Source organism: Novosphingobium sp., from assembly GCF_040398825.1.
GTDB lineage: Bacteria > Pseudomonadota > Alphaproteobacteria > Sphingomonadales > Sphingomonadaceae > Novosphingobium.
In genome coordinates, this window is record NZ_JBBATI010000002.1 from 109,218 (window position 1) to 123,508 (window position 14,291).

At 62.6% G+C, this 14,291-nt stretch carries 14 protein-coding genes; 5 read left to right on the forward strand and 9 right to left on the reverse strand.

The window, feature by feature from the left end; genetic code table 11:
- Positions 1-33: 33 nt before the first annotated feature.
- Genes ABWP89_RS01865 through ligM form a run of 3 tightly spaced genes read right to left on the reverse strand, consistent with a single transcriptional unit; the run spans position 34 to position 2,981 of the window.
- A complete protein-coding gene (locus ABWP89_RS01865; protein ID WP_353226770.1) occupies positions 34-702 on the reverse strand; it encodes an alpha/beta fold hydrolase in 669 nt (222 codons plus the stop codon).
- Positions 699-1,577 (reverse strand): methylenetetrahydrofolate reductase, encoded by an 879-nt coding sequence (locus ABWP89_RS01870; RefSeq protein WP_353226772.1) that lies wholly within the window; start codon positions 1,575-1,577, stop codon positions 699-701. Before ABWP89_RS01870 ends, ABWP89_RS01865 begins: the two co-directional genes overlap by 4 nt.
- Positions 1,578-1,580: 3 nt before the next feature.
- The gene (gene ligM, locus ABWP89_RS01875; protein ID WP_353226773.1) at positions 1,581-2,981 is read right to left on the reverse strand and encodes a vanillate/3-O-methylgallate O-demethylase; all 1,401 of its coding nucleotides are present in this window, start codon (positions 2,979-2,981) and stop codon (positions 1,581-1,583) included.
- A 118-nt stretch (positions 2,982-3,099) separates the two neighbouring features.
- Between ligM and purU the strand changes: the two genes are divergently transcribed.
- Positions 3,100-3,969: a formyltetrahydrofolate deformylase gene (purU, locus tag ABWP89_RS01880; protein WP_353226775.1), complete on the forward strand. Its 870-nt coding sequence runs from the start codon at positions 3,100-3,102 to the stop codon at positions 3,967-3,969.
- Between the two features lie 124 nt (positions 3,970-4,093).
- Here the strand turns inward: purU and ABWP89_RS01885 are convergent, their stop codons facing one another.
- From ABWP89_RS01885 to ABWP89_RS01900, 4 genes are read right to left on the reverse strand one after another with little or no spacing between them, the layout of a single operon-like run.
- Entirely contained in the window at positions 4,094-4,816 is a 723-nt protein-coding gene (locus tag ABWP89_RS01885) for an alpha/beta fold hydrolase (protein ID WP_353226776.1), read from the reverse strand.
- A 9-nt stretch (positions 4,817-4,825) separates the two neighbouring features.
- Complete coding sequence (locus ABWP89_RS01890; RefSeq protein WP_353226778.1) at positions 4,826-5,587, reverse strand: glutathione S-transferase family protein; 762 nt, start codon at positions 5,585-5,587, stop codon at positions 4,826-4,828.
- A gap of 13 nt (positions 5,588-5,600) precedes the next feature.
- On the reverse strand, positions 5,601-6,404 hold the full coding sequence (locus tag ABWP89_RS01895; RefSeq protein WP_353226779.1) for an SDR family NAD(P)-dependent oxidoreductase: 804 nt from the start codon (positions 6,402-6,404) through the stop codon (positions 5,601-5,603).
- The gene (locus ABWP89_RS01900; RefSeq protein ID WP_353226781.1) at positions 6,376-7,248 is read right to left on the reverse strand and encodes an amidohydrolase family protein; all 873 of its coding nucleotides are present in this window, start codon (positions 7,246-7,248) and stop codon (positions 6,376-6,378) included. Before ABWP89_RS01900 ends, ABWP89_RS01895 begins: the two co-directional genes overlap by 29 nt.
- Positions 7,249-7,899: 651 nt before the next feature.
- Here ABWP89_RS01900 and ABWP89_RS01905 point away from each other — a divergent pair.
- The 4 genes from ABWP89_RS01905 to ABWP89_RS01920 all read left to right on the forward strand — a co-directional run bounded on the left by ABWP89_RS01905 (position 7,900) and on the right by ABWP89_RS01920 (position 13,065).
- Complete coding sequence (locus ABWP89_RS01905; RefSeq protein WP_353226783.1) at positions 7,900-10,386, forward strand: TonB-dependent receptor; 2,487 nt, start codon at positions 7,900-7,902, stop codon at positions 10,384-10,386.
- Positions 10,387-10,517: 131 nt separating this feature from the next.
- On the forward strand, positions 10,518-11,156 hold the full coding sequence (locus ABWP89_RS01910) for a nuclear transport factor 2 family protein (RefSeq protein WP_353226785.1): 639 nt from the start codon (positions 10,518-10,520) through the stop codon (positions 11,154-11,156).
- Complete coding sequence (locus tag ABWP89_RS01915; protein ID WP_353226786.1) at positions 11,153-11,584, forward strand: nuclear transport factor 2 family protein; 432 nt, start codon at positions 11,153-11,155, stop codon at positions 11,582-11,584. The genes ABWP89_RS01910 and ABWP89_RS01915 overlap by 4 nt, the downstream gene beginning before the upstream one ends.
- Before the next feature lie 5 nt (positions 11,585-11,589).
- Positions 11,590-13,065 carry an aldehyde dehydrogenase gene (locus ABWP89_RS01920; protein ID WP_353226788.1) on the forward strand — a complete coding sequence of 492 codons (1,476 nt, stop codon included), beginning with the start codon at positions 11,590-11,592 and terminating at the stop codon, positions 13,063-13,065.
- A gap of 29 nt (positions 13,066-13,094) precedes the next feature.
- On the opposite strand, the gene ABWP89_RS01925 is transcribed toward ABWP89_RS01920, so the two are convergent.
- Positions 13,095-13,859 (reverse strand): SDR family oxidoreductase, encoded by a 765-nt coding sequence (locus ABWP89_RS01925; protein ID WP_353226790.1) that lies wholly within the window; start codon positions 13,857-13,859, stop codon positions 13,095-13,097.
- Positions 13,840-14,277 carry a nuclear transport factor 2 family protein gene (locus ABWP89_RS01930; protein WP_353226792.1) on the reverse strand — a complete coding sequence of 146 codons (438 nt, stop codon included), beginning with the start codon at positions 14,275-14,277 and terminating at the stop codon, positions 13,840-13,842. Before ABWP89_RS01930 ends, ABWP89_RS01925 begins: the two co-directional genes overlap by 20 nt.
- Positions 14,278-14,291: the final 14 nt, after the last annotated feature.

The following is a 14,291-nucleotide window of genomic DNA, read 5'->3' on the forward strand; positions in this document are numbered from 1 at the left end:
CCCAGAACGCGCTGCGGGATTTTCCGCAGCCAATCAGCCCGCGCCGAGCACGATTGACAGCAGCTCGCGCGGGCAATCACCCATCACGTTGTGACTGCACGGCAGATCGTGATAGTCCCATGCCGGGTCAGCCATCACCGCATCGCGAAACCGCGTGAATGGCGTATGCGGCCAGCCGCTGGCGAAAATGTAGATGCGCCGCGCTACTGCCTGCGCCGGATCGTCGATCCGCACCGCTTCCAGCAAAGTCAGCAGCGGGTGGCGCGTCAACGCCGGCGATTCCAGCCCGGGCAGCGGCGCCACCGCACCTGGAGTGAATTTCTGGCTGTCGATATAGTGGTGATGTTCGAAATCGCCGGTCAGGTCCCACAGCGACTGACCATCGGCGGGCAGAAACGCGTCGATATAGATCAGCGTATCGATGCGTGATCCGATGCGGGCGGCGACCCCGGTCACCACCATGCCGCCATAGCTGTGCCCGGCCAGCACGAACCGGTCAAACCCGGCATCGGCAATCTGCGCCAGCACATCATCGATATGCGTGGTCAACGAAATCCCCGGATGAAACGCATTGGCGCGGGTGCCCAAACCGCTCAGTTCGGCCACCAGCACGCGGTGGCCGGCCCCGACCAGATCAGCGCGCAACCGGTCATAGCCCCAACCGCCGCCCCACGCGCCATGCACCAGCACATAATCGGTCATGCCGGCACATGCCGCCGTTCATAATCGGCGATCCATTCCACCGTCTTGCGCAGGCCGCCAAACGGATAGAAATGCAGCCGCACCCGGCCATGCTGCGGCCCCAGCCCGGCGGCAAACGCATCGACCAGCTTGTCCGGCCCGGCGCTGCCCAGCAGGTTGGTGACCGAAATCCCGTATTTGCGCAGCACGCTGGTCGATGCGCCCACGCCGCAACGCGCCGCGAACGACAACAAGCGCTTGATCCCGGCAGGCCCCGGCACGCCGATGCGGACCGGCGCATCGATCCCGCGCGCGCGCAATTCGACCAACCAGGCCAGAAACGCATCGGGGTCAAACCCGAATTGCGTGACGACCAGCGGCGCCATGCCGCGCGCCTGGATATCCACCACCTTGCGCGTCAGCACATCCCAGCATTGTTCAACCGACATATTGGGGTGGCCTTCGGGATGGCCACCAATGCCGATCGCGGTGATCCCGGCGCGTTCAAACGCCCCTGTCGCCAGCAGCGCCATGGTGTCGAAATAGGGCCCCTGCGGCTCTGGCGGATCACCCGCAACGATGAAGCAGCGGCGCACGCCGGCCTCACGCACCACGGCGTGCAGATAGCCTTCGAAATCATCCTCCGACGTGATCCGCCGCGCCGAAAAATGCGGCATCGGTTCCAGCCCCAGGTCGCGCACCGCCACCGTGGCGGAAATACGCGCACTGGCCTCTTCACCGGGCAGAAAGGTCACCGCGATGGGCGTTTCCGCAGGAATCAGCGGCGCTGCTTCATGCAGCGCCGCCTTGTCCTTGGCAGTCATTTCCAGCGAATAGCCGTGGGTGATGACGTCCGGCTGCTTGTCCCAATTGGGATGGATCTGCGGGATGGCCATCGATCAGCGACCGGTGCGCCAGCCGCCCTGGTAGGTTTCGCGCGCCACACGGCTGTATGGCACAGGGCTGACAATCGCGCGCACGGCAATCTGCTTGTGCGGTTCGACCGTGGTCTTGCGCGTGCCGCCGTTTTCTTCGCCCCAGATCACCTGCAATTCGGTGCCGAACGGAATTTCTGCATCGACTGTGGCGAGCGAAAGCGCCTGCTTTTCGTTGTAGGAATAGCCGGTGAACATCGACAGCCCGACCGTCTTGCCGCCAGCATCGACCACGCGGTCGTAGTTGGACGAGGCATAGTTGGCCAGCGGCACGTCGAAGAACTTGTACTGATCGCCATCCGGGTTGAACAACGAGGCCATGATTTTCGCCATGTCTTCCGGGTTCCACGCCAGCGTCACTTTCTTGCGCTGCTGTGCCGGGTCGATCGCTTCCAGTGCTTCGCGGCCGTGGAAATCATGGTCGAACTTCACGAACGGGCCATAACCCAGTTCCCACGGGTTGAGGTAATAATCCTCGATGCTGCCACCCACGAACGAACCACCGATCGAACCGGTTGCTTCATAGCTGTCGGGCCCGAGCCATTCGCGAAAACCCTTCAGCTTTTCGCCGGTGTAGATCGCGGGCAGCGGCGACGGTATCCAGCCGGATTCGAGCGTGTTCGACGGATAGGCACGGCTGCCGCAGGCGATCAGGCCGAATTCCTTGCCGGCCTCAAGAATGGCGGCGCGGATTTCTTCCTGTTCTTCATAGGGACCCCAGATTTCCAGACCCGGCGCACCCGACATGCCGTGGCGCAGCGTGCGCACTTCGCGGCCAGCGATATTCATCGTCGACATGTTGAAGAACTTCAGCTGTTCCAGCGCCTTGCCGTTCAGCTTTTCGATCACGTTCCACGCCTGCGGGCCCTGGATCTGGAAACGCCATTCCTTGCGATGCGCCGGCTTGCCCATCAGCCGCATCGGCGAACGGTCGTCCAGCTCGATTTCCACGTCATAGCCGCCGGTGGCGCCGTGGTAGCGCAGCCAGTTCGATGCCGGCGCGCGGCCGACATAGGTGAACGATTCGGTTTCTTCCCAGAAAATGATGCCGTCGCCGATGACATGGCCATAGGGCGTGGTCGGCACATACTGCTTGGCCTTGTTGACCGACCAGCCCTTTGAACTGTTGATCATCGTGTCGGACAGCAGTTTGCCCGCATCACGCCCACGAATATACAGGTTCACCATGTGGTGCGACTGGTCGAACAGCACCGCGCTGTGCTGCCACGCCCACTGTTCGGAACGCCAGTTGGAAAATTCGGGCGCCACTACCGGATAGACATAGGCGCCAAGCTGCGAATTGCGCAGCATATCGACAATGCTGCTCTGCTGCGAAAGCAGCTGGTCCAGATTTGTGGCCGCCACGGTGTTCCCTCTCCAAAGGATTGCTATTTGTATGCAACACATACTATGAAACAAAGGCCATGCAAATGAAAAGTGGACCGGCACGGCGCAATGCCGGCCAACAGGAGAGCTGCACCCCATGAGCCTGATTTCACAACCCCGGCACCAGATTCTGTCGCTGTCGTGCCGCGACTTGCCCGGCATCACCGCCGCCGTCACCGGCTATCTGGCCGGCGCCGGGGCCAATATCGTCGAGGCCAAGCAATTCAATGACGTGATTGAAGGAACATTCTTCATGCGCGTCGAATTCGATCCGCGCGGATCAGATCTGATGCAGATAAGCCAGGGATTTGAAAGTCTTGCCGCGCAATATGACATGCGCTGGGCGCTGCGCGAAAAGGCCGCCCGGCGCAAGGTGCTGCTGCTGGTGAGCAAGTTCGACCATTGCCTGGGCGACCTGCTCTATCGCAACCGCATTGGCGAATTGAACATGGATGTGGTCGGCATTGTCGGCAACCACCCGCGTGAAGCGCTGGCGATCACGCTGATCGGCGACATCCCCTATTACCATTTCCCGATCACCCGCGACACCAAGCCGCAGCAGGAAGCGCAGATTCGCGATGTGGTCACCGCCAGCGGCGCCGAGCTGGTGGTGCTGGCGCGTTATATGCAAATTCTGTCGGACGACATGTCGGCGTTTCTGAATGGCCGTTGCATCAACATCCACCATTCGTTTCTGCCCGGGTTCAAGGGCGCCAAACCCTATCACCAGGCGCATGCACGCGGGGTGAAGATGATCGGCGCGACCGCGCATTATGTGACCACCGATCTTGATGAAGGGCCGATCATCCACCAGGATGTCGAGGCGATCAGCCACGCCCACAGCCCGGACGATCTGGTGCGCAAGGGTCGCGACATCGAACGCCGCGTGCTGGCCGAAGCGGTGCGGCTGCATCTGGAAGACCGCGTGCTGGTCAACGGCACCCGCACCGTGGTGTTCAGGGATTGAAATAAAACAAAAAAGCCCTCCCCCTCAGGGGGAGGGTTGGGTGGGGGTGTCTGACGCTGATGTGACGTGCGACAATTCGGCCGCCGGACACCCCTCCCCAGCCCCTCCCCTGAGGGGCGGGGCTTTAAGTGAGCGCCAGCAGCATCGCCGCCAGCGCTTCGGGGCGCGACAGAAAGGGGCTGTGATCGGCCCACAGCGTTTCCACGCGTGCGCCGGGCACCAGTTGCTGCATGCGCCGCTGGCTGGTGAGCGGGATGGTACGGTCATCGGTGCATTCGATATAGACGCGCGGCACCTGGCCAAACCGTTCGGGCGTCAGCTGCATGGGCGTTGATCGGGGCCCGTGCGGTTCATCAACCAGCCGCGCCATGGCATCGGCCACCGCGTCGGGCGGGGACAGTTGCGCAAACACCGATCCCGGATCGGCCCCGGTGATGCGCGTGCCATTCCCCCCGGCCACCGGCGTTATCAGCGCGTTGAACGCGGGGTTGGGCAGTTCCAGCGTTTTGAACTCTGCGCGCGACATGCCATCGGGCAGCATCATCGCGCAGATATAGACCAGCGCATCGATCGCATCGGGCGCAAGTTCTGCCGCCTGGCTGATCACCAGACCGCCACGGCTGTGCCCGGCCAGAATGACCGGCCGTTGTGGCGCGTCACGGCACAGGTCGGCGGCAAACTGCGCCCAGCCGTCCAGCGTGACCGCCGCCAGCGCGGCCTCATCACCGCCCATGCCGGGCAGATCGGGGGTGATCACGGCGTGGCCGGCGGCTTCGAGCAGGGCGCGTACCCCATCAAAGCACCAACCGCCGTGCCACGACCCATGAATCAGAACAAAGGTTGCCATGTCCGTGGTTTACCGCACGTGCCCGGTCCAGGTGCGCAAGGCCGGATTGGTATGATCGGGCATTTCCAGCGCTGCCCTGACCCCCGGCCGCGCGTTCATGCGTTCGCGCCAGTCGATTACCCGCGGATAGTTTTTCGCCACTTCCAGTTCGGGGAACATGCGTTCGACCATCATCCCGCACATCGAATAGAAATTGGCATCGGCGGTGGTGAACATGTCGCCCGCCAGCCACACATTTTCGGCCAGGTGCGCTTCGATTTTGGCGCAGGCATAAACGATCTTGTCGGTGGCGTGCGCCAGATCGGCTTCGGAAAAGCCCGAACGCGCGGTCTGCCATTTCTTGCGCTGGTCGGGCAGCGGGATGCGTTCGACCAGCTTTTCGAATTCACCGCTGTCGATACTGCGCGCGATCACGCCGACCATGCGGTGCCAGCCATGCATGGAAACATAGTTCATCACGTGTTCGTCGACGAACTTGTTCCAGGTGCGCATGCGCGCCTTGCCCACCGCATCGGCGGGGCGCAGCGGCACAGCAGGAAACACGTCTTCAAGATATTCGTTGATCACGCTGGTCTGGGTGATCACCGCGCCGTCGTGCACCAGCACCGGCACCTGACCTTCGGGATTGATCGCCACAAACCATTCGGAATGCTGTTCAAACTTGTGCAGATCGACATAGCGGCTTTCGAAATCGAGCCCCTTTTCCTTAAGGCAGATCATCGATTTCAACGAATTGGCCGCCGGTTCGGCGTGGTAATAGACCAGGCTCATGGGTACTCTCCCGTTATAGTCGTGGCATCAATGTGCCCAAAATTCCGCCATCGACCGCGATCGTCTGGGCGGTGATATGGCTGGCTGCGTCGGACAGCAGGAATGCGACCAGTTCGGCCGCTTCGCGTGCACTGCCCACCCGGCCCTGCGGCACATTGGCACCCAGTCGTGCCCGCAGCGCAGCGGGATCATCGCCCAGCTGGTGCAGCATGGGGGTGTCGATAAACCCTGGCAGCACGCAATTGACGCGCACCCCGGCGGGTGCGCCTTCGGCAGCGGCGGCCATAGCCAAACCCATAACCCCATGTTTTGACGCGACATAGGCAGGGTTCATTGGCATTCCGCGCACGCTCGCCAGGCTGCCGGTAACGACAACGCTGCCGCACCCACGCTCCAGCATGCCGGGCAACAGCCGGCGCAACAGGCGGAATACCGATGTCAGGTTGGTCACCATAACCTGTTCGAACATGGCATCGGCATAGGCGGTCAATGGCCCGAACGCACCGCCCGTGCCGGCATTGGCAAACACCAGTTCGACCGGGCCAAACGCGGATTCAGCCCGGTCGATCGCGTGATCCTGTGCGGCGGCATCGGCAACATCGGCGGCCACGGCGCAAACCGTGCCGCCGTCATCCGCGATCAACGCGCGTGCCACCTCCAGCCGATCCGGATTGCGCGCGATGATCGACACCCGCGCGCCGCGCGCCGCCAGCAGTTGCGCGGCGGCCAGACCGATCCCGGTCGAGCCGCCGGTTACCAGCGCATGGCGGCCGCCGAAATCCACCGCGTCAGACCAGACCCAGCACGCGCGCGGCATTGTCTTTCATGATCAGCGGCAGAACTTCGTCCTTGAACCCCACTTTGCGTGCCGCATCGAGCCATTTGGCCGGATGGATCAGCGGAAAATCACTGCCGAACAGCATCTTGTGCTTCAGCTGGGTGTTGGCGTACTGGATGATCTGCGGCTGAAAATACTTCGGGCTCCACCCCGACAGATCGATGAACACATTGTCCTTGTGCAGCGCCATCGACAGGCTTTCATCCACCCACGGCCAGCTCGGGTGCGCCAGGATGATTTTCATGTCGGGAAAATCAACCGCGACATCGTCGACCAGCATCGGCTGACCATATTTCAGCCGCACCCCGCCACCGCCGCGCATGCCGGTGCCCATGCCCGAATGCCCGGTGTGGAAAATCGCCGGCAGTTTGTAATGGTTGATCACTTCATAGATGGGATAGCCCATCTGGTCGGCCGGCAGGCAATTTTGCATGATGTGGTGGAATTTGAATCCGCGCACACCGTAATTTTCGACCAGATCGCGCGCTTCACGGGCGCCCAGCTTGCCCTTGTGCGGGTCGATCGATGCAAACGGGATGCAAATATCGCTGTTGGCGCCGGCCAGTTCGGCCACTTCGTAATTCGATACGCGTTTGGCGCCGATGCCGCTTTCGCAATCGACCGTGAACATGCAGAACGCGATCTGCTGTTCGCGGTACAGTTCGATGATTTCCGGCATTTTCGGGCGCTCACGCGGCGCCTTGAAATAGGCGCTGGCGGCGTCAAAAAATTGCCCCATCACCGGGTCCTCCGGGTCGTGGCACGACACTTCGGCATGAACATGGACATCGATGGCGGAAATGCGGGACAGGTCAATCGGCATTGTCAAAACTCCGGCAAGGCACAGTTTACGCCCTGGCAACTAACCGCCGGTCCGACGCAAGGGCAACCCCCGTCACGAACCGGCACAGCATCAAAACTGGATGATCGCCGTCCCGGTTGCGGGACAGGCCTTGATCTGTGCGCAGCCCGGCCCGCGGCCCAATGCCCGGCCGACGCCCAATGGCCTGCGAACAGGCGGGCTGGACATTGCTGCCCGGGCAATGGCGTTCATCGGTCATCCTCTCGTATTCGCGGGTTCGCTGCCGGCACGGGTGACAGCGCCTTATTTGTAGGCAAGACATACAAAATTCGGCGAGCGTTGCAACCGGAAAAGGGTGCAGCAATTGTGCGCGCCACAGCGACAGCGGCGCAAGTCGGGCGGGCGCCCGGTTCGCCAGCCCGACGCAGCGGGCCAGAACGAATCACCCCGGCGCAGACATCCGGTCTGATTGGCCGCGAACAGCGTTTCGCCCCTGGTCAGTGCCCGGCCAGCGCTGCCATAAAATTATCATATGTGACCTTTTTGCAGCAGCAGATGGCGCAAAACCGTCATTTGCGACGAGACCGCTTGCAAAGCTTAACTTCGTATGTACTACCTACAAAAAGTAGGGGCCCTGTCGAACGAGGCTTCCCAGATGAGAGGGAACAAGAGATGCACGCTGAAAGGATGGCGCTTGCCGCCAGCACCCGTTTGCTGCGCAACGGACAGATCACCGCCAGATCGTTGACCGGCGTTTCGCTGCTTGGTCTGGCGCTCGGCACGGCACTTTCCACGCCGGCACTTGCGGCCGATGCTGCACCCACCCCGGCGGCAAACACCGCGCCATCTGTCGAAGAAATCATCGTCACTGCGCAGTTCCGCCGTGAAAAGGTGCAGGATACGCCGATCGCGATCACCGCCATCACTGGCGCCACGCTGGAGGCTCGCAGCCAGTCCAGCCTGGTCGATATCGGCAAGCAGGCGCCCAGTGTGCAGCTGACCGATCTTGGCGGCGCGTTTGGCCCATCGATGGCGGCCACCATCCGCGGCGTCGGCCAGGGCGATTTTGACCCCGCGCTGGAACCCGGCGTCGGCATCTATATCGACGATGTTTATTATGCATCGCTGATGGGGTCGAACATGGGGCTGATCGACCTTGACCGGGTCGAAGTGCTGCGCGGGCCGCAGGGCACGCTGTCGGGACGCAATTCCGAAGGCGGTTCGATCAAGATGTATTCGAAAAAGCCGGGGCCCGATACCGATGGCTATGCCACGGTCGGCTATGGCAGCTACAAGGCGATCGATTTCCGCGCCGGTGCCAATCTCACCCTGCTGAAGGACGCGTTGTGGGCGCGCATTTCCGGCGTCGCGCATGACGACCAGGGCTATATGTACCGCGAAGATTACGGCTGCGTCTTCCCCGCCAGCGGCGTGCCATCGACCACTGCGGCCAATGGCACCGGCTGCGTTACCGGGCGGCAGGGCGGCAAGTCCTATGCGGCGGGCCGCCTCGCACTGCGCTATGCCCCGGCTGGCAGCAGGGTCGAAGTGAACGCAGTTGCGGACTATACCCGCGACACCTCGCAAGTGGCAGCAACGCGGCTGTTGCAGGTGAACGATGCGCTGGCCAAGGGCTGTTCATCGTGCGCGGTGGTTGGCGGTGTCGATCCGGTTACCGGCGGCAAGATCTTCCTCAATTCCGGGTTCATCCCCACCGATCCTTATGTAACGTACGCCAATCGTACCGACACCATCAACGGCCGCACGCTGTCTGCGCCGGACCACAGCTATACCACCAGCTGGGGCCTGGCAGCCACGATCGACTGGGCGCTGAACGACACGATGGCGATCAAATCGATCACCGCCTATCGCGCATTTGACACGACCTATTCCGAAGACAACGACAGTTCACCCGCACAAGTCTCGCTGGGATTTGAACACCTGTTCCAGCATCAGGTCAGCGAAGAACTGCGCCTGTCAGGATCGATCGGCGCTAACAAGATTTTTGAATACACCGTGGGTGGATACTATTTCAAGCAGAAGACCACTTATCCCACGCACCAGCTGCTCAACTATGCCGGCGGGCTGGAATTCTATGGCAACGACCCGGTCGATGCCAGTTCAAAGGCGGCGTTTGTCAACGGCGTGTTCCACATCATTCCCGGGCTCGATTTCAACGGCGGCGTTCGGTACACCAAGGAAGACAAGACCTATACCTATTCGCGCCTGGGTGCCGATGGCATTCACCCCGCCGGCCTGATCGGATCGGTCAACGGCCAATCGTCGACCTATTCCGGCAATCACTGGGATTATCGCGCCAACCTGAGCTATAAATTTACCCGCGATATTATTGCCTATGCCAACTATTCGACCGGGTTCAAGGGCGGCGGCACCAACCCGCGCCCGTTCTTTGGCCCCAACCCGTTTGGCCCCGGCACCACCTGCGGACCGGCCGGCTCGCCCGCCCCGAACTGCCAGTTGCAGACGTTTGGGCCGGAACAGCTCAAAGCCTATGAAATCGGCCTCAAAACGTCGTTTCTCGACCGCAAGGTTACGCTGAACCTGTCGGGCTATATCAACGACGTGTCGCAATTGCAGGCCACACTGCTGAGCTGCCCGCAGTTCTCGCCCGCGCCGTTCGGGTTCCTGTGCGCGCTGCCAGTCAACGCGGGCAACGCACGGATCAAGGGCATCGAAATTGAAACCGTGCTGCACCCGGTCGCTGGCCTGACCATCGACGGTTCGTTCAGCTACATCGATTTCAAATACAAGAACATCAATCCAACCACCGGGATCACCGGCAATTCGGTCGCTCCCGGCATCCCGCAGCACACCAAGTGGGCATTCGGTGCACAGTACATGATCCCGACCGCTGGCGAAGGATCGGTAACCCCGCGCATCGACGTCACCCATCAGGACTTTGAATATACCAACGTGCTGAACGCGGCGACCAACGTGCTGCCGGCCTATACGCTGGTCAACGCGCGCCTGACGTGGGTTTCGTCGGACAAGTCGTGGGAGGTGGCAGCCGTTGCCACCAATCTGGCCAACAAGAACTATCTGACCAGCACGTTCGACCTCTACGCCAGCGCCGGTTTCGTCTATGGCACGGTTGGTCGTCCGCGCGAATTCAACCTGTCGATCAAGCGCAAGTTCTGACGCCTGCGCATTGGCCAACAAGGGTAATCACGGGAAGGGGCGGTCGGCAACGGCCGCCCCTTTCTGCGTTGCGGCGGACTGCCGATAATGTTATCATATGTTATAATTAAACAACGCTGGAAGGGGGACTTATGACCACGGCTGCGGCTGACAGCGGGCACAATGGCGACCGGGCCGATCTGGCCCTGCGCATCGCGCTGATCGAGGAGGAACGCGCGGTCATCCGCCTGCAGACCGCCTATGGCTATTATGTCGACAAGGCGCAGTGGGACGAAGCGGCCGATCTGTTTGCGCGTGACGCCACGCTCGAAATCGCCGGCCGCGGGTTGTATCGGGGGCAGGACCGCATCCGCACTTATCTGAAATGCCTGCCGCCGCTGGTGCCCGGCGCGGTGTTCAACCATATGCAGTTGCAACCGCTGGTAACGCTGCACGGCGAAACTGCGCTGGGCCGCTGGCGCGCGATCATGGAGGTGGCGGTGCCCAACGCCCAGGGCCAGACCGGCCGCGCGCTGGTGGGTGAGGCGACCTATGAAAACGCCTATCTGCGCGAAGGCGGTGTGTGGAAAATCGCCCGGCTGCACTGTTTCGTGACCTATTATGCCGATTGGCACCTGGGCATTGCCGCGGGCGGCGTGCCGATGGGCACCCCCCTGCCCCAGTTTCCGCCAGACGCGCCGCAGACGGTCGATTACGAAAGCTATCCCGGGGTGTTTGTGCCACCCTATCATTATCCCAATCCCGTCACCGGAAAGGAATGGGCGCCATGACCGGCGCCATGACCGACATGCTCGATCGTGCGGCCTATGACCGCTATCTGACCGCGTTCAATGCGCGCGATTACGATGCGGTCGCCGATTTCTATGTCGATCCGCCGCACATGGAATTTTTCGGCATTGTCATCACCTCGCGCGCGGAATTGAAACAGTTTTACAGCTGGTTGCATTCACTGGTGATCGAAAGCGTGGCCGTCCGCGCCTTTGCCGCATCGGCAACCTGCACCGCGATCGATGCGGATGTGCGGATAGAGGCATTGCGCGACGTATCCCGCGCGGAACTTGACGCGCACGGCGCCACCGGGTTCTTTCCGATCCGCGCGGGCGAAGTGCAGGTCATCCGCCAGTTCATTTTCTACACCACCCGCAATGGCCGGATCGAGCGCGTTGAATGCGCGCTGCCCCCGCCAGCACAGGATTGATAGCCATGACCCTTTTGCCCACCGGCGTCTGCATCGCCCATCCCGAACACCTGTACATCGGCGGCGCCTGGGTGCCCGCACACAGCGGCCGCCTGATCGAACTGGTGTCACCCGACACCGAACAGGTGGTCGCGCGCGTGGCCGAAGCGGACGAAACCGATATGGACGCCGCAGTCGCCGCCGCGCGCCAGGCGTTTGACCACGGGCCTTGGAGCAAGACCCCGCCCAACGCACGCATTGCCGCGTTCCACCGCATGATCGACCATCTGGAACCGCGCGTGCCCGAACTGGCGTGCGCATGGAGCGCGCAGATGGGCGGCCTGGCCAGCTTTGCCGGGCCGATGCACGCCGGCAGCATCATGGCGCTGCGCCAGATCGCCGGGTTTGCAGAAAGTTTCGCGTTTGTCGAACAACGTCCGAGCCAGGCGGCGGCCTGTGCGCTGGTCGTGCACGAGCCGGTCGGCGTGGTTGCCGCGATCGCACCATGGAACGGTCCGTTCGGGATCATGGCCAACAAGGTCGCCTATGCGCTGCTGACCGGATGCACGGTGATCATGAAGCCGTCACCCGAAACCCCGCTGGAGGCCTATCTGATTGCCGAAGCGGCAGAGGCTGCGGGCATTCCGCCCGGCGTGGTCAACCTGGTGCCCGCACATCGAGAGGCCAGCGACCACCTGGTGTGCAACCCCGGTGTCGACAAAGTCAGCTTTACCGGATCGACGCTGGCGGGCAAACGCATCGCCACCGTCTGCGCCGGGCGCATGGCGCGCTGCACGCTGGAACTGGGCGGCAAATCGGCGGCGATCCTGCGCGACGATTTTGCGATTGCCGATGCTGCGCGGCTGTTGACCGGCACGATCACGATGCTGAGCGGGCAGGTCTGCGCCATGCTGAGCCGGGTGATTGTTCCCCGCGCGCGGCATGACGAACTGGCCGCGGCGATCGCCGGTGAAATGCGGGCGGTGCGCATTGGCCACAGCGACGATCCGGCCACCCAGCTTGGGCCGCTGGCGATGAAGCGCCAGCTGGAACGCGTTGAAAGCTATATCGACGAAGGCCGCCGCACCGCGCGGCTGGTGACCGGCGGCGCGCGCCCGGCGCATCTGAATGTCGGCTATTTCATTGAACCGACGCTGTTTGCCGATGTCGACAACGCCAGCCGCATCGCGCAGGAGGAAATATTCGGCCCGGTGCTGTGCCTGATCCCCGCCGATGACGAAGACCACGCGGTGCGCATCGCCAACGACAGCGCCTATGGCCTGAACGGATCGGTGCTGACCCACGATGCGCAGGCCGCCTGGGACATCGGCCGCCGCATCCGCACCGGCGGGTTTGGCCAGAACGGGCTGCGCATGGATTTCGGCCTGCCGTTTGGCGGCTTCAAACAATCGGGCATCGGCCGCGAAGGCGGGCCGGAAGGTTTGCTGCCCTATCTGGAAATGAAAACCATGCTGCTGGACGCAGTGCCCGCGGGCCTCTGATCCTGCCTGTTTCGGGGAGGATATTCGCGTCAGCTCAGTTCCAGGCAGCCGCCATCGACGTAAAGATCGACACCGTTGATGAAACTGGCCTCGGTACTGGCCAGAAACAGCGCCGCGCGGGCGACTTCTTCGGATGAACCCATGCGGCCGATCGGCACCACATCGGCAAACATGCTGCGCATCGCGGCCACGTCCGCCGGGGCGGCATCGCGTTTGAAGATTTCGGTGTCGGTCGGGCCGGGGCTGATCATGTTCACGCGGATGCCGCGCGGCAACAGTTCCTTTGCCACGATCCGCACCACCGCGCGCAGGCCGGCCTTGGCCGCGGCATAGGCGACATTGCCCGGTACCGCCGCGACCGATCCGATCGACCCGGTCACCACGATCGCCCCGCCATCGCGCAGCAGCGGCAGCGCCGCCTGAATCGCGAAAAACGCGCCGCGCAGATTGACGTCGTGAATGCCATCCCAGAACGCCTGGGAAACCTCTGCCACTGGCGCAAACCCGCCGACCCCGGCGTTGACAAACAGCACGTCGATCGGCCCCAGCGCGGCGCCGATCGCCGTCAGCGCCGCCGTGCTGGCGGCCACATCGCCCATGTCGGCCACGTGCGTGATCGCGCCGGTTTCGTCCCCCGCCGCCGCCAGTGTTTCGGCATTGCGCCCGGTCAGGGCCAGCATGGCACCCTCGCCCGCAAACAGCCGCGCCGCCGCCAGCCCGATCCCGGCGTTGCCGCCCAGGATCACCACCGCCTTGCCGGCAAAACGCGTGCGGTCAGAACATGGTGTTGGCATTGGCAGATTTCTCCGGAACGGGTTGCAGCACATCCCAGTGTTCGACCACCTTGCAATTGGCCACGCGAAAGATATCGACCACCGCCGCGCCGCGATCGTCGCGCGTCCACCGCACAAAGCTGTGCGCCACCACCATGTCGCCCTCCGCAATCACGCGCTTGACCTCGGCATGCTGTTCGGGGTGCGATGCCGCGAACGGCTCCAGAAACGCCAGCGCCGCGTCGCGCCCGGTCGCAGCGTACGGGTTGTGCTGAATATAGCCGGGATCGACATACGTCATGAACGCCTCCCGCACCGCGTGCTGGCCATAGAACAGGTCGAGAAAACTGCTGACGATCTGTTTCGGCGTCGAAGTGCAGGGTTCGGCCAGGGCCGGAACCGGCAAGACGGCGAGAGCGAGTGCAAGGGCAAAACGCATCGTGATTTCCTTTT